A 26,683-nucleotide genomic window follows, 5' to 3' on the forward strand; every position below is an offset into this window, starting at 1 on the left:
GGGCCGGCGAGGGCATCTCACGCCGAGTCGCCCGATTTTGCAATGACGGAAGGCAAGGCTATGCGAAAATTGCAAGGCAGGAGAGAAGCGCAGGATTTGTGAAATTACCTCGTGCTTGGTTCAATGCGTCCCGGCGAGAGGAAAAGGCATGAGCGAGAACGAGATCTGGGCGGCCTATGAAAAACGCCTGCTGCGGGTGTCCGCCTATATCCACGAACATCTGGACGAGGACCTGGACCTCGACCGGCTCTCCGAGATCGCCTGCCTTTCCGCCCATCACTGGCACCGCGTCTACCGGGCCGTGCACAACGAGACGCTGGCGGCGACCGTGCGCCGGCTGCGTCTCCATCGTGCGGCGGGTGATCTGGTGCGCAGCGAGCGCTCCGTCCGGGACATCGCCGTGCGATGGGGCTATCCCAACCTACAATCCTTCACGCGCACCTTCGCGGCCGCCTATGGCATGCCGCCGGCGCGCTACCGCAGGGAGGGGTCCCATCGCGCCTATGCCCCCGAAAGCGACGAGGAGTCTTCGCGCATGTTCGACGTCACCATCCGTACCCTTGCCGGGCAGCCGCTGCTCGCCGTTCCCCATGCCGGATCCTATATGGGCATCGGCAAGGCCTTCGAGGCGCTTTACGGCACGCTCTTTTCCCGCAACCTCTTCCGGCCGGACATGCGCATGATCGGCGTCTTCTTCGACGATCCCGATCTGGTGGCGGAGGAGAAACTGCGCTCCTTCGCCTGCGTCACCGCCGACGAGAACATCCCCGCCGAGCCGCCCCTGACGCGGCGCGTTCTGGCGGGCGGCGACTATGCCGTGCTGCGCCATCAGGGGCCCTATACGAATATGGGCGCGGCGTATCGGTGGCTCTACGGCACATGGCTGCCCGGCTCCGGCCGCTCGATCCGCGACGAGGTGATGTTCGAGCTATATCTCAACAATCCCCGCGAGGTGCCGCCGAACGAGTTGCTGACGGAAATCTGCCTGCCGCTACAGCCGGTTGCCGTCTAGCTTGGGATGTGCTCGGGTCGTTCCCAAAGCGGCCCGACCGTCAATCGACAGTCAGCAGCAGCGCCCTGTGGTCGGAAACCTCCGGTGCCTCCACCACGGTGAAATCCGCGACAGGCACGGCCGCATTCACCAGCATGTAGTCCGCGTGGCGACCGGGCTTGGTGTAGTGCGACGTGCGCGTGTCGGTGAAGCCGCGAGTCGTGACGAGATCGGTGAGGCCGAGGCGCGAGAGGGTTTGGAAGGTGCGGCTTTCGGGAAGAACGTTGAAATCGCCGCAGAGGATAAGACCTTCTTCCCGCCGATGAAGGCGCTGGATGAGGGCCGTGAGGGCTTCGGCCTGCTTAGCGCGGCTCGCCGTGTCGCCCTTGCCGTCGATCTCGCGAAGCCCGTGAAACTGCACGACGGAAAGCGCGCGGTCCGCCTTGTAGTCGTAAAGCCGGAAGGCATGGGCATTGCGGGCGCGGGGATGGGCGCCGAAACCGTGCGGAGAGAAGGCGCCGTGCACGAAATCGAGCGCCTGGCCGATGACGGCGATGTCCTGCCGGATGAAGGTGGCGAGGCCGAATTCCTGATGGCAGGGGCGGTCGCCATCCATCAGCTCACCGCGGGCTGTCGGGGCGAAGAAGCCGTCGTGGCCGGGCAGGACGGCGGCGATCTCGCGGTAGAGATTGGCGCGCTGCTGAAGCTCCACAGCGCCGTCGCGATAGGTCAGCCATTCGGAACGGGCGGCGACGGCGCGCGGCACCTCCTGCAGGCAATAGATATCGGCGTCGACGGCGGCGAGATAGTCGAAGAGCGGCGCATGCAGCATCCCGCCCCAGACATTCAGCGACAGGATCCTCATGCGCGCCGCTCCTTCCCGGCTGATGGTCAGCCGGTCTGCGACAGGTCGCCCATGCGGTTCCAGGCGTCGAGGCCGGCGATCTTGTAGGCTTCGGCGAGCGTCGGATAGTTGAAGGTGTTCTCGACGAAATATTCGACGGTGCCCTTCAGGTTCAAGACGGCTTGGCCGATATGGACGAGTTCGGTGGCGTTCTCGCCGACGATATGCACGCCGAGCAGGCGGCGGGTCTTCAGCGAGAAGATCATCTTCAGCAGGCCGGAATCGAGGCCCATGATGTGGCCGCGCGAGGTCTCGCGGAAGCGCGCCATGCCGCATTCATAGGGAATGCCGCGCTCCTTCACCTCTTCCTCGGTGAGGCCGCAGGTGGAGATTTCCGGCACGGCATAGATGCCGTAGGGGAAATATTTCGGCGGCTCCTTGGCAATCGCCCCGACGGCGACGCGGGCGGCGATGCGGCCCTGTTCCATCGAGGTCGAGGCAAGGCTCGGGAAGCCGACGACGTCGCCGGCGGCGTAGATGTGCGGCACTTCGGTCTGGAAGGTTTCCGGGTTCACGCTGAGGCGCCCGCGCGAGTCGGCGGTAAGGCCGGCGGCGGCAAGGTTCAGGCTGTCCGTCGCTCCGACGCGGCCGGCGGCGTAGAGCACCATGTCGCAGGTGACGTGGCGGCCGTTGTCCAGCGTGATCTCGCATTTGCCGTTGGCAAGCTTTTCCACCTTGTCGGCCTTCTGGCCGAGGATGAGCTTCATGTTGCGGTCGCGGAGCTGGTAGATGAAGTCCTCGACGATTTCCCGGTCGATGAAATCGAGGATCGTCGGCTTCGGGTCGATCACCGTCACCTGCGTGTCGAGCGCGGAAAAGATCGTCGCATATTCGATGCCGATGACGCCCGCGCCGATGACGGCCATCGAGCGCGGCAGCTCCTTGATGTCGAGCAGCTCGTCGCTGTCGAGCACGCTCTCGCTGTCGAAGGGGATGCTGTCGGGGCGGAAGGGCTTGGTGCCGACGGCGAGCATGATGCTCTTGCCGCTGACATGCATGGTTTCGCCGTCGTCCTTGACGATCTCCATGGTCTCGGGCGTCAGGAACTTCGCCTTGCCGCGGATATGCTGCACGCGATTGCGGGCGAACTGGTGTTCCAGCACCTCCACCTCGTGGTCGAGCGTGATGAGCAGGCGGCGGCGCAGGTCATCGGCGCTGATTTCCTGCTTCACGCGGTAGGCGCGGCCGTAGAAGCCGCGCTCGCGCCAGCCGGAAAGGTTGAGCGCCGTTTCGCGCAGCGTCTTCGACGGGATCGTGCCGGTATGCACCGACACGCCACCGACGCGCTTGCCCTGTTCGATGACGAGCACCTTGCGTCCGAGCTTTGCTGCCTGGATGGCGCCGCGGCGGCCTGCGGGGCCGCTGCCCACGACGACGAGATCGTATTCCTGCATGTGTGATTGTCCCAGTCTTCTGCGGCAGAGAATCGTATTGCGTTGCAGCAATTTTCTCCGCCGAGCAATTTCGGTCAACCGAATGTGGCATCAAACCGTTTCAAACGGATGAAGGCGCGCTCACCGGTTTCCCATATCGCGCGCCCGAAGCCGCTTCGGAACTACATGAGCCGCAGCCCCTTGAGGCTGGCGTGGCCGTCCTTGCCGATGATGATGTGGTCATGCACCGTGATGCCGAGCGGCCGGGCGGTTTCCACGATGGTCTTCGTCATATCGATATCCGCCCGCGACGGGGTCGGGTCACCGGAAGGATGGTTGTGGACCAGAATAATGGCCGTTGCCGAAAGTTCCAGGGCGCGGCGCACCACTTCGCGCGGATAGACCGGCGTATGGTCGACCGTGCCGTGGCCCTGCACCTCGTCGGCGATCAGCGTGTTGCGCTTGTCGAGGAAGAGGATGCGGAACTGCTCGCGCGGCTCGTGCGCCATGGCGGCGTGGCAATACTGGATGACCGACGACCAGGAGGCGAGCACCGTCTTGTTGCGGATCTCGCTCTTCAGCGTGCGCTGGGCGACGGCGGAGACGAGCTTGAGGTCCAATGCCACCGCCTCGCCGATACCCTTGACCTCCTGCAGCAGCGCGGGCGTCGCGCCGAAGACGCCGGACAGCGTGCCGAAACGATCGAGCAGGGCCTTGGCCACCGGCTTGGTGTCGCGGCGGGGGATCAGGCGGAAGAGCAGCAGCTCCAGGATCTCGTAATCGGCGAGTGCCGTGTCGCCATTGTCGCGGAAGCGGGTGCGCAGGCGCTCGCGGTGGCCATGATAGTGCTTGTCCTCCACGGCGGCGGAGATCGGCTTGGCGGGCGCGGCGCGGGCAGGGCGCTCGTAGAAGTGCCCGCGCTCGTCGCTGGGGCCGAAAAGATCGTCGACGCTCGCCGGATCGTCCGCCGTGAAGATGGAGGGCGAAATGTCCGTGCGGCCGCGCGATCCCGTCATGGGCGGCCTATGCGGGAAGGCCGGGGCGGTCGAGGCCGCCGGGCGACAGCGTGAAGATCTCGCAGCCGTCGGCCGTCACGCCGACCGTGTGCTCGTACTGCGCCGAGAGGGAGCGGTCGCGCGTGACCGCCGTCCAGCCGTCGGACAGCACCTTCACATGCGGGCGGCCGAGATTGATCATCGGCTCTATGGTGAAGATCATGCCTTCCTTCATTTCCGGGCCTTCATTGGCGCGGCCGTAATGCAGGATGTTCGGGGCGTCGTGGAAGAGCCGGCCGACGCCGTGGCCGCAGAAGTCGCGCACGACGGAGCAGCGCTCGGCTTCCGCATAGGTCTGGATGGCCTCGCCGATGGCGCCGGTGCGCGCGCCGGGCCGCACGGCGGCGATGCCGCGCATCAGGCATTCATGGGTGACTTCGAGCAGCCGCTCGGCGGCGCGCTTGATCTCGCCGACTGGGTACATGCGGCTCGAATCGCCGTGCCAGCCGTCGAGGATGTAGGTGACGTCGATATTGACGATGTCGCCCTCGCGCAGCGGCTTGTCGTTCGGGATGCCGTGGCAGACGACGTGGTTGATCGAGGTGCAGGTGGACCTGGTGTAGCCGCGGTAGTTGAGCGTCGCAGGCAGGGCGCCGTGATCCATGCCGAATTCGAAGACGAAGCGATCGATGACGTCGGTGGCGACACCCGGCTTGACCAGCGGATAGAGCTCGTCGAGGCAGCGGGCCGTGAGCTGGCAGGCCTTGCGCATGCCGGCAAAGGCGTCCGCGTCGTAGAGGCGGATCACGCCCGTGTTCTTCAGCGGCGCGGAGGTCGCGTCGATATAGGTCACCATGGTCGAACTTTCACTCGTCTTTGTCGTACCGTCATAAAACAGCGACACCGGGTTCGTCCATGGCGATCGATGCCACAGGCCGGATTTGCCCGGGTGTAACGGCACATTTGACCGCATAGGCCTCGACGCCGCGCGAAAGCGCGCGGCGGAAGCCGCCGGCATAGGTGGGGTCGAGGTCGGCGCAGATGCGGAAGAGATCGCAGTCCTCGCGCTGGATGAGATAGAGCATGACGGCGCGGAAGCCGGCCTCGGCCATGTCGCCCAGCTCTTCGAGGTGCTTTGCGCCGCGCGCCGTCACCGTATCGGGAAACTCGGCAAGGCCGGGCGTGCGGCGGAAATGCACGTTCTTCACCTCGACATAGGCCGGCGGGCGGGCATCGCCGGAAAGCAGGATGTCGATGCGCGAGTTGCGGCCGTATTTCCTTTCCCGCTCCAGCACCGGATAGCTGCCGAGATCGGCGACGAGGCCGGCAAGGATGGCTTCCTCCGCCAGCCGATTCGGCAGGCCCGTATTGACGCCGACGACGGTGTCGTCCGCTTCCACCAGTTCGAGGCGGTGGCGGTGCTTGCGCGTCGGGCTGTCGCTTTCCGACATCCAGATGCGCGAGCCCGGCGCCGTCAGCCCGCGCATCGAGCCGGTATTGGGGCAGGAGCCGGTGATCGCCGTCCCGTCGTCGAGGATGGCGTCGAAGAGGAAGCGCTTGTAGCGCTGCACGAGCGTGCCGGAAACGAGCGGCGGATCGAATTTCATGGGATGTACTTCACAAGGCGTCAGGCACGCACGCGCACATAGGAACCGGGGGCCTCCTCGATGGAGTTCATGGTGCCGCCGGTCTTGCGGGCCGGCACCATGCGGTCGTCCTCGGCCTTGATCCATTCGTGCCAGTGCGGCCACCAGGAGCCGGGGGTCTCCTCGGCCTTCTTCACCCAGTCCTCGAATTCGCCCTTGACCGGACCGCCGGTCCAGAACTGGTATTTCATCTTGTCGGGCGGATTGACGACGCCGGCGATATGGCCGGAGCCGGCCATGACATAGGTGACCTTGCCGCCGAAATACTTGCTGCCCACGAAGACCGATTTCGCCGGGGCGATATGGTCCTCCTTGGTGGCGAGGTTGTAGATCGGGATCTTAACGTCCTTCAGCGAAACCTTCTCGCCGGCCAGCACCATCTCGCCCTTGGAGAGGGTGTTGTTGAGATAGCAATTCCTCAGGTAGAACGAATGGTTGGCGGCGGGCATTCGCGTGGAATCTGAATTCCAGTAGAGAAGATCGAAGGGCATCGGCTCCTGGCCCTTCAGGTAATTGTTGACGAAATAGGGCCAGATCAGCTCGGAGGCGCGCAGCATGTTGAAGGCGGTCGCCATCTTGGAGCCGTCGAGATAGCCCGTGGCCTTCATGCCGCGCTCGATGGCGTCGATCTGGTCCTCGTCGGCGAAGACCTTGAGGTCGCCGGCAAAGGTGAAATCGACCTGGGTGGTGAAGAGCGTCGCGGTGCGGATGCGTTTATCGCCTTCCCGAGCATGCAGCGCGAGCGTCGCGGCGAGCAGCGTGCCGCCGACGCAGTAGCCGATGGCATTGACCTCGTCCTCGCCGGTCGCTTGGCTGATCGTGTCCAGCGCGAAGCCGACGCCTTCGCGGGCATAGGCTTCCCAATCCTTGCCCGCATGGCGCTCGTCCGGGTTCACCCAGGAGATGACGAAGACCGTATGGCCCTGGTCGACCGCCCATTTGATGAAGGATTTCGCCGGGTTGAGGTCGAGGATGTAGAACTTGTTGATCCACGGCGGGCAGATGAGGAGCGGGCGCTTCAGCACCTTGTCCGTCGTCGCGTCGTACTGGATGACCTGGCACACGTCGCTCTGCGCCAGCACTTTGCCCGGCGTCAGCGCCATGTTCTCGCCGATGGCGAACTTGCTGGTATCCGTCTGGCGCAGCTTGAGATCGCCCCGGCCGGCGGCGATATCCTCGGCCAGCATCTTCATGCCGCGCACGAGGTTCGCCCCATTGGTGGCGACCGTCTCGCGGTAGAGCTGCGGATTGGTGGTGATGAAGTTGGAAGGGGAGATCGCGCTGGCGATCTGCTTCACGTAGAAGCCGGCCTTGTGGCGGGTGTGCTCGTCGAGCCCCTCGGCATCGGCCACCAGCTTTTCCGCCCAGTCGGAGGTCACGAAATAGACCTGCCGCAGGAAATCGAAGAACGGGTTCTTTACCCAGTCCTCGTCGGAAAAGCGCTTGTCCTTGGCGTGCGGATCGGGCGCTTCCTCGACCTCGTTGCCGCCGAGCTTGCTGAGCGTGCGCGACCAGATGCCGAAATAGCTGCCGAGCAGCATGGTCTGGGCGTCGAGCGTGCGGCGCGGATCCGCCAGCCAGTATTCGGAGACTTTGGAGAGCGTCTTGACCATGTCGACCATCGGCTCGGCGACGGCGTCGACCTTCTCGCCGGTTTCGCGCGGGGCGAGCCAGGCGGAGGCGGCCTTGCCGAGCTGCTCGACGGTGCGGGCGAAGTTGACCGTCAGCGCCTCGGGATCCTTGACGATATAGGGCTCTATCGCGGCGGGATCGAAAGGCTGGAAACCGGGCTTGTCGCCGGCCGCATCGCGCCCGCCCGCTTTGCTGTCCTCGGCCATCGCTCCCTCCCGATTTTATTGTTACTTTTGTATTTTTACATTCTCTGCGAAACAGATTACAAGGGCCTCGAAGCCTTTCGCGGCAATATCCGGAACCGGCCGTTTCGACAGGAGCATACAGCCTCATGGCGTTCGAATTCAGGCGCTTCAGCGCCGTCCTTCTCATGGCCGCCATGCCGGCCGCGCTCGCCGCCTGCGCCTCGTCGGAAGCGCCCGCGACGGTGAATGCCGGCGCGAACCGCGCGGCCGTCTATCCCGACATCACCGCCATCGTGCGCGGCGAGACGCAGCAGATGAGCGACGAGGAAGCGGCCAATTACCAGGCGAGCCTGATGGCGCTTGCGCATCGCCGCAAGGCGGGTACGATCTCGGAAGCCGAATATCGTCGGCAGCTCGCCGAATTGCAGGCGCTGCGCGACAACCACGGCAAGGCGACGCTGGCCGAAATCGAAGGCACGAAATAGCGCTTGCCTTTCGTGCCGTTTGGCAGCAAAGCGAAAGACGGCCTTTTGGCCGCCGGCGCGGGCGGAGCGCCTTCATTTCGAACGCTTTCGCCCTTATCCGGTCACTTGAAACGCGCGGAGTTTTGTGTCGTCCGGCAGGGTCCGGAGGGGCTCCGCGCTCAACGGGGTTAGAGATGGAAGAGTTTCACAAGGTCCGGCGTCTGCCGCCATATGTTTTCGAACAGGTCAACCGTTTGAAAGCAAGCGCGCGAGCGGGCGGCGCCGACATCATCGACCTTGGCATGGGCAACCCCGACCTGCCGACCCCCAAGGCCATCGTCGACAAGCTCTGCGAGGTGGTCCAGGACCCGCGCACGCACCGCTATTCCTCGTCCAAGGGCATTCCCGGCCTTCGCCGCGCGCAGGCCGCCTATTACGCCCGCCGCTTCGGCGTGAAGCTGAACCCGGAGACGCAGGTCGTCGCGACGCTCGGCTCCAAGGAAGGCTTCGCCAACATGGCGCAGGCGATCACCGCGCCGGGCGACGTCATCCTCTGCCCGAACCCGACCTATCCGATCCACGCCTTCGGCTTCCTGATGACCGGCGGCGTCATCCGCTCCATTCCGGTCGAGCCGGACGAGAGCTTCTTCCCGCCGCTCGAGCGCGCCGTGCGCCACTCGATCCCCAAGCCGCTCGCGCTGATCATCAACTATCCGTCGAACCCGACGGCGCAGGTCGCCACGCTCGATTTCTACAAGGACGTCATCGCCTTTGCGAAGAAGCACGACATCATCGTGCTCTCCGACCTTGCCTATTCGGAAATCTACTTCGACGACACGCCGCCGCCGTCCGTGCTGGAAGTGCCGGGCGCCATCGACATCACCGTCGAATTCACCTCCATGTCGAAGACCTTCTCCATGCCCGGCTGGCGCATGGGCTTCGCCGTCGGTAACGAGCGCCTGATCGCCGCGCTGACCCGCGTGAAGTCCTATCTCGACTACGGCGCCTTCACGCCGATCCAGGTGGCCGCGACCCATGCGCTGAACGGCGACGGCTCGGACATCGCGGAAGTGCGCAACGTCTACAAGCGCCGCCGCGACGTGATGGTCGAGACCTTCGGCAAGGCCGGCTTCGAGGTTCCGCCGCCGGCGGCGACCATGTTCGCCTGGGCGAAGATCCCGGAAAAGTTCCGCCATCTCGGCTCGCTGGAATTCTCCAAGCTGCTCGTCGAGAAGGCGGATGTCGCCGTCGCTCCCGGCGTCGGCTTCGGGGAGCTCGGCGACGATTACGTCCGCCTCGCACTGGTCGAGAACGAGCACCGCATCCGCCAGGCTGCGCGCAATATCAAGAAGTTCCTTTCCACGGCCGACGAGACGATGCACAACGTCATCTCGCTGAACGCCCATCGCTAATGAAATCCGCCCTCCGCGCTTCTAGCGGAGGGCTTTTCCAGAACTCATAGGACATGACCATGGCTGATGCCCTGAAGATCGGCATTGCGGGCTTGGGGACCGTTGGTGCCTCGCTCGCGAAGATTCTCGTCGAACGCAGGGACATGCTTGAGACGACATGCGGCCGCCCGATCGAGATCGCCGCCGTCACGGCGCGCAGCAAGGGCCGCGATCGCGGCGTCGATCTCTCCGCTGCCGAATGGTTCGACGATCCGGTCGCGCTCGCCCGCGAGGCGAAGATCGACGTCTTCGTGGAACTGATGGGCGGGGCGGGCGATCCGGCGCTTGCCGCCGTCAAGGCGGCGCTGTCGCGCGGCGTCCATGTCGTGACGGCCAACAAGGCGCTGCTCGCCGCCCATGGCGTCGAGCTTGCCGGCCTCGCCGAGAAGCACGGCTCGCTCCTCAACTACGAGGCGGCGGTCGCCGGCGGCATCCCGGTCATCAAGGCGCTGCGCGAATCCCTGACCGGCAACACGATTTCCCGCGTCTACGGCATCATGAACGGCACCTGCAACTACATCCTGACCAAGATGGAGAAGGAAGGCCTGTCCTTCGAGGCGTGCCTCAAGGAAGCCCAGCGCCTCGGCTATGCCGAAGCCGATCCCGCCTTCGACATCGAGGGCAACGATACGGCGCACAAGCTGTCGATCCTGACGACGCTCGCCTTCGGCACGAGGATTTCGGCCGACGACATCTATCTCGAAGGCATCACAAATATCTCCATCGACGATATCCGCGCCGCCGCCGATCTCGGCTATCGCATCAAGCTGCTCGGCGTCGCGCAGAAGACCGATACGGGCGTCGAGCAGCGCGTGCATCCGACAATGGTACCGCTCGACAGCGTCATCGCGCAGGTCGACGGCGTGACGAACGCCGTCGCCATTGAATCGGACATTCTCGGCGAGCTGCTGATGGTCGGCCCCGGCGCGGGCGGCAATGCCACGGCTTCGGCCGTGCTCGGCGATATCGCCGACATCGCCAAGAGCCGCCCCGGCGCGCAGACCGTGCCGGCGCTCGGCCGCCCGGCCGCCGCACTCGCCCCCTACAAGCGCGCGCAGATCCGCAAGCACCACGGCGGCTATTTCATCCGCCTCTCGGTGGAGGACCGCACGGGCGTCTTCGCCAGCATCGCGCGGCACATGGCGGAGAACGGCATCTCGCTGGAATCGATCGTGCAGCGCGCGCAGTCGACGGCCGAATCGACCGATCCGAAGACGATCATCCTCGTCACCCACGCGACGATGGAGGATTCCGTCCGCAAGGCCGTCGCTTCCATCAAGAGCGAGGGCTATCTTGTCGGCGAGCCGCAGGTGATCCGCATCGAGCGGCCGAAGACGGCTTGATTTTCGCTGCCCGCATCTCGGTGCGGATCAGCCCCTCACCCTAACCCTCTCCCCGCAAGCGGGGAGAGGGGACTTGCCCCACGCAACGTTGGAGAGTTGAGGAAAACGGTGCGGCACTTTTCCTTCTTCCGCAGCCAAGGAGAAGGTGGCCGGCAGGCCGGATGAGGGGCCGGCCTGCCGATGCAGGAGGGGTAACACGACCGGAGCCGCCATGAGCATGTTGGAAAACGCAGATCCCGTCAGCCGGGCCTTTCTCGGCGTCGAGCGCTCGGCGACCGGGCAGCGCTGGGTGGCGCGGCTCGACCAGGCGGGGGAGAACCGCGCGCTGGCGATGAGCCAGACGCACGGCCTGCCGGACCTCATCTCCCGCGTCCTCTCCGGACGGGGCATTCCCTTCGAGAATGCGCTGGAATTCCTCGATCCGACGCTGCGCCGGCTGATGCCCGAGCCTTATAGCCTGATGGACTGCGAGGTCGCGACGGAGCGGCTGGCGCGCGCCATCGAGCGCGGCGAGCGCGTCGCGATCTTCGGCGACTACGATGTCGACGGGGCCTCCTCCTCGGCATTGCTCTACCGCTTCCTGACGCATTTCGGCGTGCCGGCGGAAATCTACATTCCCGACCGCATCTTCGAGGGCTACGGCCCGAACCCGAACGCCATCGGCCAGCTCATTGACCGGGGCGCGCAGTTGATCGTCACCGTCGACTGCGGCTCGACGAGCCACGAATCGCTCGCCGTCGCGCGGGAACGCGGCATCGACGTCGTCGTCATCGACCACCATCAGGTCGGCGAGACGCTGCCGCCGGCTCTGGCGCTCGTCAATCCGAACCGGGAGGACGATCTGTCGGGGCAGGGGCATCTATCCGCCGCCGGCGTCGTCTTCCTCGTGCTGGTGGCTCTGCAGCGGTTCCTGCGCCAGAAGGGCGATACGCGGGCGGGGAGCTTCGATCTCCTCTCCATGCTCGATCTGGTGGCGCTTTCCACGGTCTGCGACGTCGTTCCGTTGAAGGGGCTGAACCGCGCCTATGTGGTCAAGGGCCTCGTCGCCGCGCGCCATCTCGGCAATGCCGGCCTGACGGCGCTGCTCAAGCAGGCGGGCATCGGCGGGCCGGTGACGCCCTATCATCTCGGCTTCCTCGTCGGCCCGCGCATCAATGCCGGCGGGCGCATCGGCGATGCCGCCCTCGGCAGCCGCCTCCTGACCATCGACGAGCCGGGCGAGGCCGAGCGCATCGCAAAGCAGCTCGACGAGCTCAACCGCGAACGCCAGGCCATGGAGGCCGCCATGCTGGCCGAGGCGGAAGCCGAAGCGCAGGCGGAATACGGCACGGGCGAAAACGCTTCGGTGATCCTGACAGCCCGCGAGGGTTGGCATCCCGGCGTCGTCGGCCTGCTCGCCTCGCGGCTGAAGGACCGCTTCCGCCGCCCGGCCTTCGCCATCGCCTTCGATCCTTCCGGCAAGGGCACTGGCTCCGGCCGCTCGATCAGCGGCTTCGATCTCGGCCGCATGGTGCGTGCTGCCGTGGAGGAGGGCATCCTCGTCAAGGGCGGCGGCCATGCCATGGCGGCGGGCCTGACGGTGGAGCGGGAAAAGCTCGGCCGCTTGCGCAGCTTCTTCGAGGAGCGCGCCCAGCGCACCGTGCCCGACCTCGTCGCCTCGGAAACCCTGAAGATCGACGGCGCGCTCAGCGCCAGCGGCGCCACGCTCGCGCTGGCCGACCAGCTCGAGCAGGCCGGCCCCTATGGTTCCGGCCATCCGCAGCCGATCTTCGCGCTGCCGGCGCACCGCATCCGCGACGTGCGCCCCGTCGGCGTCAATCACCTGCGCGTCAGCCTGGAAGGCCCTGACGGCGGACGGCTGGACGCCATGGCCTTCCGTGCGGCGGAAGCCGATCTCGGGCTTTTCCTGATGAAGGAGCGCGGGCAGGCGGTGCATTTCGCCGGCACGCTTTCCGCCGATAGCTGGCAGGGCAGCCGGCGCATCCAGTTCCGCGTGATCGACGCGGCAAAGGCGTTCTGACGGTGCAGTCTCGATAGCAATGTCGGGGAGGGACCGTGGCACGCCCTAGGGGAGTCGAACCCCTCTTTCCAGAATGAAAATCTGGCGTCCTAACCGATAGACGAAGGGCGCGTGCGGTGGGCGTCTTCTAGTCGGGGGTGTGGATTCGCGCAAGCCCTAAATGCAGGAAATTTCAGTTTTTTCCCAGCCGTGAAAGCAGGCGCGCGGGAGCGCTCGAAGGCATGATTTCAACGATGATGGGAGAGGGACCCGTGGCACGCCCTAGGGGAGTCGAACCCCTCTTTCCAGAATGAAAATCTGGCGTCCTAACCGATAGACGAAGGGCGCGTGCGGTGGGCGTCTTCTAGTCGGGACGCGGCGGATGCGCAAGACGAAAAATCGCGTTCGGCGCAACTTTTTCAACAGCGAAGCGAAGGGCTCCGGCGCGCTAAAAACAGGTGACTTCAAGGGGAGGGACCGTGGCACGCCCTAGGGGAGTCGAACCCCTCTTTCCAGAATGAAAATCTGGCGTCCTAACCGATAGACGAAGGGCGCGTGCGGTGGGCGTCTTATAGAAGGGCGTTTTTTATTCCGCAAGCGGGAAAAGGCGCTCGTGACAAAAAAATGAAAAGCCGCCCGGAAGGCGGCTTTGCGAAGGTAAAAGGGCTTTGATCCCGGGGGCTTAGCCCCATGTTCTATTTCCGTGCGCGGCAGCGCCAGTTCCAGTCGCGCTCGGGGCCGATGTCGATATGCACGGATTCGGTGTGGCAATAGGTGCCGACGCCGCCGCGGCCAGGCATGCTGCGGAGATATTCGGCCAGCTCCCACTTGCTGACGCCCGAAATCTGGATGTCGGCCGCCTCGCAGCGCGTGTGCAGCGACTGCTTCTCCCGATTGGGCTTCACGTCGCGAAGGCCGGAGGTGACGATGATGGGCTTGTCGTAATGCTTTTCGATCGTCTTCAGCACCTGCAGCAGTTCCGGCTTGAAGCAGCCGGTCTTCACCTTCTCGGTCTGCAGCCACAGGCCGTTCGGCGCAAGGCGTGCGAGACCGGCGATGGAAGCCACTTCCTTGAATTGCGGCGCATCGTCCTCGACCTCGTCCGATTCGGAATGATCCGTCGAGAACATGGAATTCGCCGTGGCGACCCCGGGCAGGACGCCAAGGGACGCTTTCTGGGTGGCGCCTGCGCTGTCGCGGTTGAGCACGCGGCGCTGCTGCTGCGTTGCAAGGCCGTCGCCGCCGTCGTTCGCCGTTGCCTTGTCGGCAAAGAGCGAGGCGACCGTCACCCGCTTGTTCTGGCCGTTCTGGGCGTTATCCGGCAGCGCGGCAAGCGCCTTTTCGGCGGCATTCACCCTTGCCGGCTCCTCGACGAGTGCGGCGCGGGCCGAAGTCGGGATCGGTATGTTCTCCGGCATGGCGTCGCTTTCGCCGAGCATGGCGACTTCCTCGCCGCCGGCGGTATTGAGCTGCGGCATGTCCTCGACGGGCAGGCGCCCTGTCTTGCCGGCGCCCTGCGCCGTGCCGGCGCTTGCAAAGAGGCCGCCGTTGGAGGTGTTCGTGGCCTGCGCCGCATAGGCCGTGCCGACCGGCGCCTGGCCGCCATTGGAATAGATGCTGGCCTTGCCCGCATCCAGATTGGCCGGCTGCATGACGGCGCCCGCCATGTCGCGGCCCGCTTCACCCTGGCCCTGTTGATCGACGGCCGCGGTGGCTTGGGAGCCCTGCGCCGCGCCTTCGGCGGCGATGACCGGCGTGGTGGTCTCTTCCCCGCTTGCGGCGGCTGTTTCTTCCTTGTCCTGCGCGGTCGTGTTGTCGGCGCGCAGATCGGTGGAGACTGCGGATACGCAGCCCGAGAGCGTGGCAACCGAGACGGCCAGCAGCAATCCATACCGCAGCGTCTTCAGGCTCGGCCACTTTCCTTGCATGGTCTGCAAAGGCTTTCCCCCGCTTTCGACGTTCATGCCCCGGTCTTGCCGACGGTGGGGCCATTTCTTCAGACAGTCGCAACCGCAATCGAAAAGGCCAGGGGGCCATGCTGCGGTTGCCGCGATGTATCGCCCGGCCATTGCAGGAAGACCGGAACGATGAAGCCGTGAAACGCAGAACGGGAGCAATCCGGCCAGAAAACGGCCAAACGCCCCCTCACGCTGGCGATCGACCGGAACGGCAAGAAGCTTCCGGTCAAATACGGCAAAACGATGGTTCGTCGTCGAAGGTTTAGGACGCAAGCTTTGCCCGGAGCTTGCGTCCGGGACGAATTACCAGGCGCCCGTATTGCCCATCGAGGCCCAGGGCTCGGCCGGGGCGAGGCTTGCGCCCTTCTGCAGGATCTCGATGGAAATGCCGTCGGGCGAGCGCACGAAGGCCATGTGGCCGTCGCGCGGCGGGCGGTTGATGGTGACGCCATTGTCCATCAGCTTCTGGCAGAAGGCGTAGATATCGTCGACCTCGTAGGCGAGGTGGCCGAAATTGCGACCGCCCGTATAGTCCTCGCTGTCCCAGTTATAGGTCAGTTCCAGGCAGGGCGCGGCGTTCTCGCGCGCCGTGGCGAGGTCGCCGGACGCCGCCAGGAAGATCAGCGTGAAGCGGCCCTTCTCGTTCTCGATCCGGCGCACTTCCTCAAGGCCGAAGAGCGTGCAGTAGAAATGCAGGGACTTGTCGACGTCTTTGACGCGGACCATCGTGTGAAGATAACGCATTGCAATGTCCTTCAAATTGGAATCGCTGAAAGGTTAGGGTTTTGTCAGCCTCGGGCAAGCCTTGCAGCCTATCAAGGGAGCCGGCAAAACTTTCAAAGGGGCTTGCGCATTCGCATCGGGACAATGTTATTCTGGTTCTCAAGAATCAGTTAACCGTAACTCATGTGACGCGTAAACGAGGGGCTGGCAGGTCATGGCGGACAGGATGTCTTCAAAGGAAATCACGATGCGTGATGACCAGGGCAGCGACGCCGTCGACCTGATCGAGATCACCGGCGTTATCAAGTGGTTCGACGTCGCCAAGGGATTCGGCTTCATCGTGCCGGACAACGGCATGCAGGACGTGCTGCTGCACGTCACGTGCCTGCGCCGTGATGGCTACCAGACGGTTCTCGAAGGCACGCGCGTCGTTGCGCTCATCCACAAGCGCGACCGCGGCTACCAGGCCTTCCGCATCCTTTCCATGGACCAGACCACCGCCGTGCATCCCTCGCAGCTGCCGCCGGTGAAGACCCATGTGCAGGTCACGCCTTCGAGCGGGCTGGAGCGCGTGCTGGTCAAGTGGTTCAACCGCACCAAGGGCTTCGGCTTCCTGACGCGCGGCGAGGGCACGGAAGACATCTTCATCCACATGGAGACCCTGCGGCGCTTCGGCCTCACCGAGCTGCGCCCCGGCCAGGTCGTGCTGGTGCGCTTCGGCGACGGCGAGAAGGGCCTGATGGCCGCGGAGATCCATCCCGACATTCCGGTTCCGGGCAACAGGGCACATTGATGGCTGTCTTTTCACGGATTTTGGACGTCACACGTCTGGCAAGCGCCTTCATGGCGCTTTTTCTTTGCCTTGCATCCGTCGCCGGCGCGGGCGAGAAATTCGATACCCAGCCGCTGACCATCGTCACGAAGAACGGCAAGAGCCATGCCTTCACGGTGGAACTGGCCGTGACGCCCCGCCAGCGCGAGCAGGGATTGATGAACCGCCGCGAAATGGCGCCGGACCACGGCATGCTTTTCGCCTTCGGCGAGACGCGCCAGGTCTTCATGTGGATGAAGAACACCTACCTGCCGCTCGACATGCTGTTCATCGGCAAGGACGGCAAGGTCCGCTCCATCAAGGAGAACGCCAGGCCGCTCGACGAATCGATCATCGATTCGAAGGGCCCGATCGACTATGTGCTGGAACTGAACGGCGGCACCGTCAAACGCCTCGGCATCCGCACCGGCAACCGCGTGCAGAACGCGCTGATGGAAAAGCTGCGCAAGGGATAAGGCCCGCAGCCAAAACGGACTTCCCCGATCAGGGCTGAAAAACTCGCCCTTTACTGTTGCGGCGGCGGCGCGATCCGTGTATCTCCCCATCGCCGGAACGGACGGAGTGTAGCGCAGTCTGGTAGCGCATCTGGTTTGGGACCAGAGGGTCGGGAGTTCGAATCTCTCCACTCCGACCACCGGCAAAAGCCAAGGAAACAGGCGTTTCTCCGAGGCTTGTCCATTCCCCGTATTATATCCTGTGAAAGTTCCGTGATTTGCGAACGGGTCGCCGTGATGGCGGTGCCGGGAGCTGCGCGCGCAACCCGGCAAAAGCCCTTGACTCTCCACGGACCTGCGGCCATTGCTCGGACGCTTCGTCGGCGGGTGCCGCAGGTGGAGCGCAGGAGTTTAACGAGAATGAACGGGCGCCACCAGGTTCGGGCTCTTCGAGCCGGTGCGTGGCGGGCGTTTCGGTGGTAAATGCATGTCCAGTCATTTCCCCTTTACGGAATCTGGGCTATGCATGGCCGGGCGCACGTCGGAGCGTGCCCTTATGCGAGAATTCTGGAGCCGTTTCGATGACCGCGAAGATCTATCGTCCCGCCAAGACCGCCATGCAGTCGGGCAAGGCCAAGACTAATCTCTGGGTTCTGGAGTTCGATGCCGAAAAGCCGCGGACGATCGATCCGATCATGGGTTATACGAGCTCTGGCGACATGTACCAGCAGGTCAAGCTGACATTCGAAACCTGTGAGGAAGCGATTGCCTATGCCACGCGCAACGGCATCGAATACCGCGTGATCGAGCCGAAGGAAGCGACCCGCAAGCGCGTTGCCTATCCGGACAACTTCCGCTTCAACCGCATGCAGCCCTGGACCCACTGAGGTCCCGACGGCCCCTTAGCTCAACTGGATAGAGCAACTGCCTTCTAAGCAGTAGGTCGCAGGTTCGAGTCCTGCAGGGGTCGCCAAATATGCAAGTAAAATCAACGATTTCCGGCAACTTTTGATGCGCTTCCTGCGGAGGCCCACCAATAGGCGGGTTTCGCGATATACCCTGCATAATCTACCCCTAATTTTCTTTTCCACCCTCGGCTTTATCGCTACAGTTGCGTTCTGGCCCAAAGCATCGGGCCGTCGCGAGGGAGGGAAAGTGAATGCGAATGGGTCGATTTCTTGGTATGCTGGCATTGGGACTGCTGGGATCGGCAGGCCTTTGCATCGCGGATGAAATGCCCGCTTTCTGGGCGAAGTCGATGACGAACGATCCGGCGACCAATTCCTATCTCGCCCGCACCGCCAAGCCCCTGCCGGACCATGACGCCGAGACGATGCGGATCGTTACGCTCGTGAAAGTGCTCGGAAAGGAATGCCGGGGCGCTTCGGTCAACAAGAAGGCGTTGAAGGCCTTCATGAAGAGCGCGAACTACGCCGGTATCAAAGGGAAATCCTACGATAACGCGGTCTTTCTCACGCAGCACAGCCTGAAATATTTCGACTACCGGATGCTCGCGCATCTGTGCGCGGGAAGCGACTATCTTTTCGGCCCGCAGGGGCACCTTGCCGCCGGTTTGATCAAGACGGGCAAGGGAAAACCCCGGACCAGCTACGATCCGAGGAATCCCTATCTGCGCATTCAGGTCGGCAAGTCGTAGCGGCTTCGGGTATCACGGCCCTGCCGGCGCTTCCTTGAGTTCGCAGGCGGCGGTGCCGATCGTCATCGTGTTGCCGCGCCAGTCGACGTTGCCGCCGAGCCAGGCGCGCAGCCAGATGGCGGGCATCATCATGTCGCGCAGCATCATCGCGGGAAGCGACCAGAGCGAGAGGCGCCAGCCCTTGGCGAGCGCGAGGCCGGCTTCCGGCAGGTAGATGCCGGCGAGCACCAGCAGAAGGGCGGGCGTCAGCGGGGTTCCGGCAAGGAGGGCGGCGGCGAGTGCGAGAAGGAGCGGCGGCAGGATGCCGAGCAGGATCTCCGGCGCGAAGAAGCCGGGGAAAGTGACGCGGCGAAGGCGCGACCAGCGGCTCTGACGCGACCAGATCTCGCGGCCGGTGCGGTGCCCGAGCGGCTGCTCGAAGGGCGAGGAGACGAGGTGCACCTTGAAACCAAGCCGGTTCACCAGCTTCGTCGAGGCGGCATCCTCGGCGATCTCGGCATTCAGCGCGTGGATGCCGCCGTTCTCGTCCAGCATCGGCTTGTACCAGAGCATGCTTTTTCCCTGGGCGAAGCCGAAGCCAAGCGCCTCGCCGGCATATTGCCAGCGCGCCTGCTGGGTGTTGAGGAACATGCATTCCACCTCGGCCCAGAAGCCGTCCGGGCGCGAGCCGAGCGGCGTCGAGCAGACGACGCCGGTGTCACTGCGCCAGGCGGCCATGAGGTGCTGGATATAATCCGGTGGCATCAGCACGTTCGAATCGGCAAGGATGACCCAGTCGTGACGCGCGGCCTGCCAGCCCTTGACGCAATTGTTGAGCTTGGGATTGGCGCCGATGCGGTCGTCGCCGACGAGGATGCGGGCCTCGACATCCGGGTGGGCGGCTGCCGTCCGTTCGATTTCGGGAACGATGGGATCGTTGCCGTGGGCGACACAGAAGAGAAGCTCGTATTTCGGCCAGGTAAGGCGGAAGGCGCGGTCCAGCGTCTCCGCCGAGAAATTCTCGATGCCGCGCACGGGAACGACGATGGAGACCGGCGGTTTCTTGCGAACCTCCGGCGGCGGCGCGCCGGCCGGGTCCAGCCGTCTTCCGGCGACGAGGATGCTCGCAAGGTTGGTCGCAACGAGGGCGCCCGAGGCAAGGGCGAGGGCCTGAGCCATGTCCATTCACGCAAACTCCGATGGGCGCCGGCCCTCAACGGGCGGCTGCCGGGGTGCATTCACGCGGGAAGAGACAGCACTGTCACATGACAGGCGAATGACGGGGCGTCCGGCCTCGTCTATTCCGGCGGCAGGCGGTTGCGCACGACGGTCACCGTGCAGGGCGCATGGGCGGCGACGCCGCCGGAAACGCTGCCGAGCATGGAGCGCATGGCCGATTCGGCGCGCGCGCCCATGACGATGTGGTCGACGTAGTTTTCGCGGGCATATTCGAGAATGGCATCGGCGGGCGAGACGGCCTCCAGCACATGGAAGGTGATTCCCCCGCCGGGCGCCGGCAGGTCGGTCGACCAGTTGCGAAGCTGCACGAGGCGCAGGACATGCTTGTTGCGGCCTTCCTCGTCCAGCGAGGTGTCTATGGCGATGCGGTTGATCTTCAGCACGTTGATGCAGGCGATGCGGGCATCCGGCGTGTTCTCGATGATGCGGGCAACGGTCTTGCGGATGGCTTCGGCAAGGTCCGGTGTCTCGCCTGCAAGGTCGATGGCGACGGCAACGATGGGGGCGCTCGCAAGCTGGGCCTCCGCCGTCCGGGGCCTCGCGGCCTCGATGGGCACGGGATTGAAGCGGCGGCGCAGCACCATGCCGAGCGGATCGCGCTTCATCTTCTCCGCCCGCGCCGTCAGCTTGACGGAAGAAAGATCCTGAAGGTCGAGGGCGAGCTGGGCGGCGCTCGGATATCGCCAGGCGGGGTTCACCTCCAGGCATCGCAGGATGATTTCCTGCAAGGCGGGCGGGATGGCGGCGTTGCGGGCGCGCGGCGGCAGCGGATCGCGCCATAGCCGGCGCTTCAGGCCCTTCAGTCGCTGCGGATCGCCGAAGGGGCGCTCGCCGGTCGCGAAGAAATAGAGCATGACGCCGAGCGCGAAGAGATCGCTGCGGAAATCGCTGCGCGTGCCGAGCACCTGCTCGGGCGCCATGTAGGGCGCGGTGCCGTAGGGCAGGCGGAATTGCTCGTCCATCAGGTCCGGCAGGTGGATGTGGCGGGCGAGGCCGTAGTCGATGAGCACGGCCTCGCCGGTCTCGCGGAACATGACGTTGGAGGGCTTCAGGTCGAGATGGACGACATGCTGGCGATGCAGCGAATCGAGCGCCACCGCCACCTTGGCGCCGATGGCGGCCACCTCTTCCGGCGGCAGCGGCAGGCGTTCGAGCAGCGGATAGAGCGAGGTGCCGGGCAGGCGCTCCATGACGATATAGGGGAGCGTCGCGAAATCGCCGTTCGCGACGAAGCGCGGCACATGCGGGCCGGAAAGGCGCGGCAGGATCATCTGCTCCATCTCGAAGCCGACGATCGCCGCCGGATCGTCACCCTCGCCGATGACCGGCACCTTCATCAGGATCGGGAAGTCGATATCCGGCCGGCTGACCTTCCAGATGCGCGCCATGCCGCCATTATGGGCGATATCCTCGATGACGAAGCCGTCGATCACGTCGCCGGGTTTCAGCCTTGCCTTGACCATCTAGCGTCCCCGCAGCAGGCGGTCGGCGAGCGCGGCCGGAAGGCCCGCCGCGCGGATCTTGTCGGCCGCCTTTTCCACGTCGTAGGCAGCGCGCATGAAGCGGAGCTCCGCGCTCTCGGTATCGTAGAGTGCGAATGCGGCGGCCGGGTTGCCGTCGCGCGGCTGGCCGACCGAGCCCATGACGGCAAGCCAGCGGCGCTGCGGCAGGAGCGGCACCGGCGTCGCGGCGACGGGGGCAAAATACGTGACCTTGCCGCCCGGCGCGGTGCAGTAGAGCGCCGGCTTGTGCACATGGCCGCAGAAGCTGACGCGCGCTTCGCAGGCGACGAGGTGCTGGCCGGCATCGCTGGCGTCGAGCACATAGTTCCAGTCGGCCGGCGCGCTGGCATCGGCATGGACGAAGAGACAGTCGCCCTCGCGTGCCTTGAAGGGCAGGGCGGCGAGAAAGGCGCGGGTGGCGCCGCCAAGCTGGCGGCGCGTCCATTCGAGCGCCAGCGTCGCCGTGGCATTCATCGAGACGGAAGGATTGCCGACCGCGTCGTCGTGGTTGCCGCGCAGCACGATGGCGCCGCCCGCGGCAAGCCGCATCGCCTGTTCCGAGCACCATTCGGGATCCGCGCCATAGCCGACGATATCGCCGAGCAGCACGAAGCGCTCCGCCCCGGCCGCTTCCGCGGCCGCCAGCACGGCCTCGAAGGCTTCGCGGTTGGCGTGGATATCGGAAAGGATGGCGAGCAGCATGGCGGTCCGGTCTTTCAAGGTCGATGACGAGCATAACGCGCCTTGCCGGCCGCAACCATTCGACGGAAGGGGAATATCGCCCGCGCGGACTGGCGTTTCGTCAGGAATCGCGGGCGCGGAAGGCGAAAAGATCGGCATCCGCATCGCCATGGCCGGCAATATCGGCGGCGACGATCTCGGCCGCGATCTGGCTGAAGGTGATGCCGTTGCCGCCGAAACCCATCACGGCGAAGACGTTCGGCAGGCCGGGAACGCGGCCGATGAGCGGCAGGCCGGTGCGGGTGGTGCCGAAGGGGGCGGCCCAGACATGGTCTGGCTGCGGCAGGGAAAGGCCGAGCAGGGCCTCGACCTTGCGGTGGATCGTCTTCGCCTTATGCCGAAGCTTTTGCGGCGAGGCATAGGCGTCTTCGCTCTCCTCGTCCTCGCCGCCCGCGATCAGCCGGCCGTCGCGGGAGCTGCGCAGATAGAGATAGGGATCGGCGCCCTCCCAGACGATGCAGTGCTTCAGCCAGTCGGGCAGCACCGTGCCGGGCGGCGTCGAGAGCGCCCAGGTGGAGACGATGGCATGATCCCGGTCGGCGACCGCTTCGAGGAATTCGTAGCCGGAGCAGAAGACGGCGTGCCGCGCCGAGAGGATCCTGCCTTCTTCCGTGGCGAGGAACACGCCGTCCGCTGTGGCGCGCATGTCGGTGATCTCCAGCGGGCTGACGATCTCCACGCCGCACGCGGCGGCGGCCCGCAGGATGCCGGCCGCCATCTGCGCCGGATTGGCGGAGGCCGAGATATCGCTGAGAAGTGCGCCGGTGCGCTGGATGGAGAAGCGCTCGGCGAGGGTGGCGGCATCGAGGAAATCCGCTGCGATGCCTGCCGCGCTGCGGGTGTCCAGTTCGTTTTGCAAGGCCCGCCGGCCATAGGCATCGCCGGCAAGGAAGAGTGTCTTCTTGCGCTCGAAGCCGCAGGATATGCCTGTGTCCGCAACGATCCGCGTCAACTGTTCCACGGCGCGGGCGGAGCGCCACCAGGCGCGCCGGGCCTTTTCCTCGCCGATCATGCCGGCGAGCCTGTGCAGGGGGACGTCGATTTCGTGCTGGATCATCGCCGTGCTGGCGAGCGTGCTGCCATGGACGGGCTGCCGGCGGTCTACGACGAGCACGGACCGCTTGCCATCGGCGAGCGCATGGGCCGCGAGGGCGCCCGAAATGCCGGCGCCGACGACGATGCAGTCGTAGTCCGTCCGCGATGGCTTGCCGCGCACGCGCAGGGTAATGCGCGGCGAGTCGGCCCAGAGGGGATGGGATTCATGCAGGTCGCGCTGGCGCGTGATGTCGCGGGATTTCGGAATGGCGCCCCTCCATGCGAAAAGTCTTCCCAAACGGGCAAGGCGCGGAAAAGTTCCGGCCGGCCGCAGCGCAAGGTGGTGGTGCTTGCATTGCGGGCCGAAAGCATGCAAAGCACGGGGCGCCTGAAACACGACCGGATTTTGCCATGACCGTGAGTTCGAGAACGCCCCGCCCGATCGACCATCTGGTGCTGCCGGTGTCCGAGCTTGGAATTGCCCGCGAGCGCCTGACGCAGCTCGGCTTCACTGTCGCCAAGGACGCGCGCCATCCGTTCGGCACGGAAAACTGTTGCGTCTTCCTTTCCGACGGCAGTTATCTGGAGCCGCTCGGCATCGCCAACCGCGAGGAATGCGAGGAAGCGGCGCGCAGCGGCAATACGTTCATCGCCCGCGACCAGGCGTTCCGCTTCCGCCGCGGGCAGGAGGGCTTTTCCGGCATCGCCATGGCGACAGGCGATGCTTGGGACGATGACCGGCGCTACCGGTCGGCGGGGATTTCCGGCGGCGAGATCCTGGAGTTTTCCCGCGACATGCTGCTGCCGGACGGCACGTCCGCGACCGGCAGCTTCCGCCTTGCCTTCGCCGCCGACCTGCGCAGCCCCGATTTCTTCTTCTTCGCTTCTCAGCGCATCCTGCCGCTGCCCTCCGACCGCAAGGCGCTGGAAACGCACGGCAACGGCGTCGTGGCGCTCGCCGAGGTCGTGCTGTCAGAACAGAACCCGACGGACTTCCAGTATCTCGTGCAGGAAGCCGCCGACGAGCGCGAGATCGAGGCCATGTCCTTCGGCATGTCGGTCGATACGCCGCGCGGCCGCATCACCGTGCTGAACGATGCCGGCCTCGAAGGGTTCTACGGCATTGCGCCGGTCGCCGGCGCGGACCGTGGCCTCAAGGGGCAGGCGGTCGTCTTCAGAGTTTCCAGCCTGTCCGATTGTCGCCGCCTGCTGGCGCAGCGCGGCGTCGCCTTCCGCGAGCGGGACAACCGCCTTCTGGTGCCGCCGGCACCGGGTCAGGGCGTCCTCTTCGTCTTTGGAGAATGAGATGAAAACCAATTCCACCGTCATCGTCGGCGAAGGCACCAGGAAGGTCACCTTCGCCCAGGACAAGCGCTTCTCGCTGATCGCCGGCCCCTGCCAGATGGAAAGCCGCGACCATGCCTACATGATCGCCGGCACGCTCGTCGAACTCTGCGACAAGCTCGGCATCGGCCTCGTCTACAAGTCGTCCTTCGACAAGGCGAACCGCACCTCGCTTTCCGGCAAGCGCGGCATCGGGCTTGAAAAGGCGATGGAGATCTTCGCCGACCTCAAGAAGGATTTCGGCTTCCCGGTCCTGACCGATATCCACACGGAAGAGCAATGCGCCGTCGTCGCCAAGACGGTGGACATCCTGCAGATCCCCGCCTTCCTGTCGCGCCAGACGGACCTTCTCGTCGCCGCCGCCAGGACCGGTCGCACGATCAACGTCAAGAAGGGCCAGTTCCTCGCGCCCTGGGACATGAAGAACGTGCTGGCGAAGTTCACCGAGAGCGGCAATCCGAACGTGCTGCTTTGCGAGCGGGGCGCGTCCTTCGGCTATAACACGCTCGTCTCCGACATGCGCTCGCTGCCCATCATGGCCGCCCTCGGCGCGCCCGTCGTGTTCGACGCCACCCATTCGGTGCAGCAGCCGGGCGGGCAGGGCGGTTCGACCGGCGGCCAGCGCGAATTCGTCGAGACGCTGGCGCGCGCCGCCGTCGCCGTCGGCATTGCCGGCCTCTTCGTCGAGACGCACGAGGACCCGGACAATGCGCCTTCCGACGGGCCGAATATGGTGCACCTCAAGGACATGCCGCGGCTGCTGGAAAAGCTGCTCGCCTTCGACGCCATCGCCAAGGCCTGAGATTTCAAACGGATGACACGAAGACGTGCCATCCGTTTTTCGGCGCCATCGTGCCATTGTAATTTCCGAATGGTCGATTAAAAGTGGATTTTAATCGATTTACGAACCCCGAAACAGGACGATATCCATGACTGCTATCATCGACATCATCGGCCGCGAGATTCTCGACAGCCGCGGCAATCCCACCGTCGAAGTGGACGTGCACCTCGAAGATGGCAGTTTCGGCCGCGCGGCCGTTCCCTCGGGCGCCTCGACCGGCGCGCATGAGGCCGTCGAACTGCGCGACGGCGGCAAGCGCTACCTCGGCAAGGGCGTCGAGAGCGCCGTCGCCGCCGTCAACGGCGAGATCTTCGAAGCCATCGGCGGCCTCGATGCGGAAGACCAGATCCAGATCGACCAGACGATGATCGAGCTCGACGGCACGCCGAACAAGGCCCGCCTCGGCGCCAACGCCATCCTCGGCGTCTCGCTCGCCGTCGCCAAGGCCGCCGCGGAAGCCGCCAACCTGCCGCTCTACCGCTATGTCGGCGGCCCGAACGCCCGTGTCCTGCCGGTGCCGATGATGAACATCATCAACGGCGGCGCGCATGCCGACAACCCGATCGACTTCCAGGAATTCATGATCGTGCCTGTCGGCGCGGAAACGATCCGTGACGCCGTGCGCATGGGCTCGGAAGTCTTCCACACGCTGAAGAAGCAGCTCGCCGCCGACGGCCACAACACCAATGTCGGCGACGAAGGCGGCTTCGCGCCGGGTCTCGCTTCGGCGCCCGCCGCGCTCGACTTCATCATGAAGTCCATCGAGAAGGCCGGCTATCGTCCGGGCGAGGACATGTTCATCGCGCTCGACTGCGCTTCGACCGAGTTCTTCAAGGACGGCAAGTATGTCCTGGAAGGCGAAGGCCGCACGCTGGAGCCCGGTGCCATGGCCGATTACCTCGCGGAACTCGCGGCCAAGTATCCGATCTTCTCCATCGAGGACGGCATGGCGGAAGACGACTGGGACGGCTGGAAGCTCCTGACCGACAAGATCGGCAAGAAGGTGCAGCTCGTCGGCGACGACCTCTTCGTCACCAACTCCGCGCGCCTTCGCGACGGCATCAAGATGGGCGTCGCCAACTCGATCCTCGTCAAGGTCAACCAGATCGGCTCGCTCTCCGAGACGCTCGACGCCGTCGAGACCGCGCACAAGGCGAGCTACACCGCCGTCATGTCGCATCGCTCGGGCGAGACGGAAGACTCCACCATCGCCGACCTCGCCGTCGCCACCAACTGCGGTCAGATCAAGACTGGCTCGCTGGCCCGCTCCGACCGTACCGCCAAGTATAACCAGCTCATCCGCATCGAGGAGCAGCTTGGCGCGCAGGCACGGTTCGCAGGCCGCAGCATCCTGCGCGGCTGATCGGAAAAACAGTTTATCCGAAATGATGAAACCCGCGTCGCGAGACGCGGGT

The 26,683-nt window shown here is 65.0% G+C and carries 24 protein-coding genes and 5 tRNA genes; 14 read left to right on the plus strand and 15 right to left on the minus strand.

The annotated features are described in order from the left end of the window. Positions 1 to 148: 148 nt before the first annotated feature. Positions 149 to 1,012, plus strand: coding sequence for an AraC family transcriptional regulator (locus ACZ48C_RS07430; RefSeq protein WP_464782617.1), 864 nt, complete (start codon positions 149 to 151; stop codon positions 1,010 to 1,012). 40 nt (positions 1,013 to 1,052) lie between these two features. Here the strand turns inward: ACZ48C_RS07430 and ACZ48C_RS07435 are convergent, their stop codons facing one another. From ACZ48C_RS07435 to ACZ48C_RS07460, 6 genes are all read right to left on the minus strand, one after another. Beyond that, positions 1,053 to 1,856 (minus strand): endonuclease/exonuclease/phosphatase family protein, encoded by an 804-nt coding sequence (locus tag ACZ48C_RS07435; protein ID WP_464782618.1) that lies wholly within the window; start codon positions 1,854 to 1,856, stop codon positions 1,053 to 1,055. 26 nt (positions 1,857 to 1,882) lie between these two features. After that, the gene (gene sthA, locus ACZ48C_RS07440; protein ID WP_119256239.1) at positions 1,883 to 3,289 is read right to left on the minus strand and encodes a Si-specific NAD(P)(+) transhydrogenase; all 1,407 of its coding nucleotides are present in this window, start codon (positions 3,287 to 3,289) and stop codon (positions 1,883 to 1,885) included. A 161-nt stretch (positions 3,290 to 3,450) separates the two neighbouring features. Continuing rightward, positions 3,451 to 4,284, minus strand: coding sequence for a RadC family protein (gene radC, locus ACZ48C_RS07445; protein ID WP_464782619.1), 834 nt, complete (start codon positions 4,282 to 4,284; stop codon positions 3,451 to 3,453). Positions 4,285 to 4,291: 7 nt separating this feature from the next. Then, positions 4,292 to 5,119 carry a type I methionyl aminopeptidase gene (gene map, locus ACZ48C_RS07450; RefSeq protein WP_119256241.1) on the minus strand — a complete coding sequence of 276 codons (828 nt, stop codon included), beginning with the start codon at positions 5,117 to 5,119 and terminating at the stop codon, positions 4,292 to 4,294. A 31-nt stretch (positions 5,120 to 5,150) separates the two neighbouring features. Beyond that, the gene (sfsA, locus tag ACZ48C_RS07455) at positions 5,151 to 5,870 is read right to left on the minus strand and encodes a DNA/RNA nuclease SfsA (protein ID WP_464782620.1); all 720 of its coding nucleotides are present in this window, start codon (positions 5,868 to 5,870) and stop codon (positions 5,151 to 5,153) included. A gap of 20 nt (positions 5,871 to 5,890) precedes the next feature. Beyond that, a complete protein-coding gene (locus ACZ48C_RS07460) occupies positions 5,891 to 7,747 on the minus strand; it encodes a PHA/PHB synthase family protein (protein ID WP_464782621.1) in 1,857 nt (618 codons plus the stop codon). Positions 7,748 to 7,872: 125 nt separating this feature from the next. On the opposite strand from ACZ48C_RS07460, the gene ACZ48C_RS07465 reads away from it, so the two are divergent. The 4 genes from ACZ48C_RS07465 to recJ all read left to right on the plus strand — a co-directional run bounded on the left by ACZ48C_RS07465 (position 7,873) and on the right by recJ (position 13,004). Beyond that, entirely contained in the window at positions 7,873 to 8,211 is a 339-nt protein-coding gene (locus ACZ48C_RS07465; RefSeq protein ID WP_119256244.1) for an SHOCT domain-containing protein, read from the plus strand. A gap of 173 nt (positions 8,212 to 8,384) precedes the next feature. After that, positions 8,385 to 9,602 (plus strand): LL-diaminopimelate aminotransferase, encoded by a 1,218-nt coding sequence (locus ACZ48C_RS07470; protein WP_460931200.1) that lies wholly within the window; start codon positions 8,385 to 8,387, stop codon positions 9,600 to 9,602. A gap of 59 nt (positions 9,603 to 9,661) precedes the next feature. Next, complete coding sequence (locus ACZ48C_RS07475) at positions 9,662 to 10,984, plus strand: homoserine dehydrogenase (protein ID WP_464782622.1); 1,323 nt, start codon at positions 9,662 to 9,664, stop codon at positions 10,982 to 10,984. Positions 10,985 to 11,201: 217 nt separating this feature from the next. After that, complete coding sequence (gene recJ, locus ACZ48C_RS07480) at positions 11,202 to 13,004, plus strand: single-stranded-DNA-specific exonuclease RecJ (protein WP_464782786.1); 1,803 nt, start codon at positions 11,202 to 11,204, stop codon at positions 13,002 to 13,004. Between the two features lie 36 nt (positions 13,005 to 13,040). Here recJ and ACZ48C_RS07485 read toward each other — a convergent pair. The 5 genes from ACZ48C_RS07485 to ACZ48C_RS07505 form a co-directional block, all read right to left on the minus strand. Further along, positions 13,041 to 13,115: transfer RNA gene (locus ACZ48C_RS07485), tRNA-Glu, on the minus strand. Between the two features lie 141 nt (positions 13,116 to 13,256). Next, positions 13,257 to 13,331 (minus strand) — tRNA-Glu (locus ACZ48C_RS07490). 132 nt (positions 13,332 to 13,463) lie between these two features. Then, positions 13,464 to 13,538, minus strand: a tRNA-Glu gene (locus tag ACZ48C_RS07495). Between the two features lie 140 nt (positions 13,539 to 13,678). Beyond that, positions 13,679 to 14,911 (minus strand): D-Ala-D-Ala carboxypeptidase family metallohydrolase, encoded by a 1,233-nt coding sequence (locus ACZ48C_RS07500; RefSeq protein ID WP_464782623.1) that lies wholly within the window; start codon positions 14,909 to 14,911, stop codon positions 13,679 to 13,681. 333 nt (positions 14,912 to 15,244) lie between these two features. Then, on the minus strand, positions 15,245 to 15,685 hold the full coding sequence (locus tag ACZ48C_RS07505; protein WP_424547392.1) for a VOC family protein: 441 nt from the start codon (positions 15,683 to 15,685) through the stop codon (positions 15,245 to 15,247). Between the two features lie 193 nt (positions 15,686 to 15,878). Here ACZ48C_RS07505 and ACZ48C_RS07510 point away from each other — a divergent pair, with 193 nt between their 5' ends. The 6 genes from ACZ48C_RS07510 (at position 15,879) to ACZ48C_RS07535 (ending at position 18,587) form a co-directional block, all read left to right on the plus strand. After that, positions 15,879 to 16,457 (plus strand): cold-shock protein, encoded by a 579-nt coding sequence (locus ACZ48C_RS07510; protein ID WP_318912052.1) that lies wholly within the window; start codon positions 15,879 to 15,881, stop codon positions 16,455 to 16,457. Between the two features lie 50 nt (positions 16,458 to 16,507). Beyond that, a complete protein-coding gene (locus ACZ48C_RS07515; protein ID WP_119256250.1) occupies positions 16,508 to 16,951 on the plus strand; it encodes a DUF192 domain-containing protein in 444 nt (147 codons plus the stop codon). A gap of 102 nt (positions 16,952 to 17,053) precedes the next feature. Then, positions 17,054 to 17,130 (plus strand) — tRNA-Pro (locus tag ACZ48C_RS07520). Positions 17,131 to 17,511: 381 nt separating this feature from the next. Continuing rightward, positions 17,512 to 17,817, plus strand: a complete 306-nt coding sequence (locus ACZ48C_RS07525; protein WP_119256251.1) for an ETC complex I subunit — start codon at positions 17,512 to 17,514, stop codon at positions 17,815 to 17,817. Between the two features lie 9 nt (positions 17,818 to 17,826). Continuing rightward, positions 17,827 to 17,903, plus strand: a tRNA-Arg gene (locus tag ACZ48C_RS07530). Positions 17,904 to 18,188: 285 nt separating this feature from the next. After that, the gene (locus tag ACZ48C_RS07535; protein ID WP_464782624.1) at positions 18,189 to 18,587 is read left to right on the plus strand and encodes a hypothetical protein; all 399 of its coding nucleotides are present in this window, start codon (positions 18,189 to 18,191) and stop codon (positions 18,585 to 18,587) included. A gap of 12 nt (positions 18,588 to 18,599) precedes the next feature. Here ACZ48C_RS07535 and ACZ48C_RS07540 read toward each other — a convergent pair whose 3' ends face one another. The 4 genes from ACZ48C_RS07540 to ACZ48C_RS07555 all read right to left on the minus strand — a co-directional run bounded on the left by ACZ48C_RS07540 (position 18,600) and on the right by ACZ48C_RS07555 (position 23,351). Then, positions 18,600 to 19,751, minus strand: coding sequence for a ceramide glucosyltransferase (locus ACZ48C_RS07540; protein WP_464782625.1), 1,152 nt, complete (start codon positions 19,749 to 19,751; stop codon positions 18,600 to 18,602). A gap of 113 nt (positions 19,752 to 19,864) precedes the next feature. Further along, positions 19,865 to 21,268 carry a protein kinase domain-containing protein gene (locus tag ACZ48C_RS07545; RefSeq protein WP_464782626.1) on the minus strand — a complete coding sequence of 468 codons (1,404 nt, stop codon included), beginning with the start codon at positions 21,266 to 21,268 and terminating at the stop codon, positions 19,865 to 19,867. After that, complete coding sequence (locus tag ACZ48C_RS07550; RefSeq protein WP_464782627.1) at positions 21,269 to 22,009, minus strand: metallophosphoesterase family protein; 741 nt, start codon at positions 22,007 to 22,009, stop codon at positions 21,269 to 21,271. 100 nt (positions 22,010 to 22,109) lie between these two features. Then, the gene (locus ACZ48C_RS07555) at positions 22,110 to 23,351 is read right to left on the minus strand and encodes an NAD(P)/FAD-dependent oxidoreductase (RefSeq protein ID WP_464782787.1); all 1,242 of its coding nucleotides are present in this window, start codon (positions 23,349 to 23,351) and stop codon (positions 22,110 to 22,112) included. Between the two features lie 143 nt (positions 23,352 to 23,494). Here ACZ48C_RS07555 and ACZ48C_RS07560 point away from each other — a divergent pair, with 143 nt between their 5' ends. The 3 genes from ACZ48C_RS07560 (at position 23,495) to eno (ending at position 26,631) form a co-directional block, all read left to right on the plus strand. Next, on the plus strand, positions 23,495 to 24,388 hold the full coding sequence (locus ACZ48C_RS07560) for a VOC family protein (protein WP_313193024.1): 894 nt from the start codon (positions 23,495 to 23,497) through the stop codon (positions 24,386 to 24,388). A gap of 1 nt (position 24,389) precedes the next feature. Further along, complete coding sequence (kdsA, locus tag ACZ48C_RS07565) at positions 24,390 to 25,229, plus strand: 3-deoxy-8-phosphooctulonate synthase (RefSeq protein ID WP_464782628.1); 840 nt, start codon at positions 24,390 to 24,392, stop codon at positions 25,227 to 25,229. 127 nt (positions 25,230 to 25,356) lie between these two features. Further along, on the plus strand, positions 25,357 to 26,631 hold the full coding sequence (eno, locus tag ACZ48C_RS07570; RefSeq protein WP_454635388.1) for a phosphopyruvate hydratase: 1,275 nt from the start codon (positions 25,357 to 25,359) through the stop codon (positions 26,629 to 26,631). Positions 26,632 to 26,683 lie beyond the last annotated feature (52 nt).

Source organism: Shinella sp. 1A1 (genome assembly GCF_055379515.1).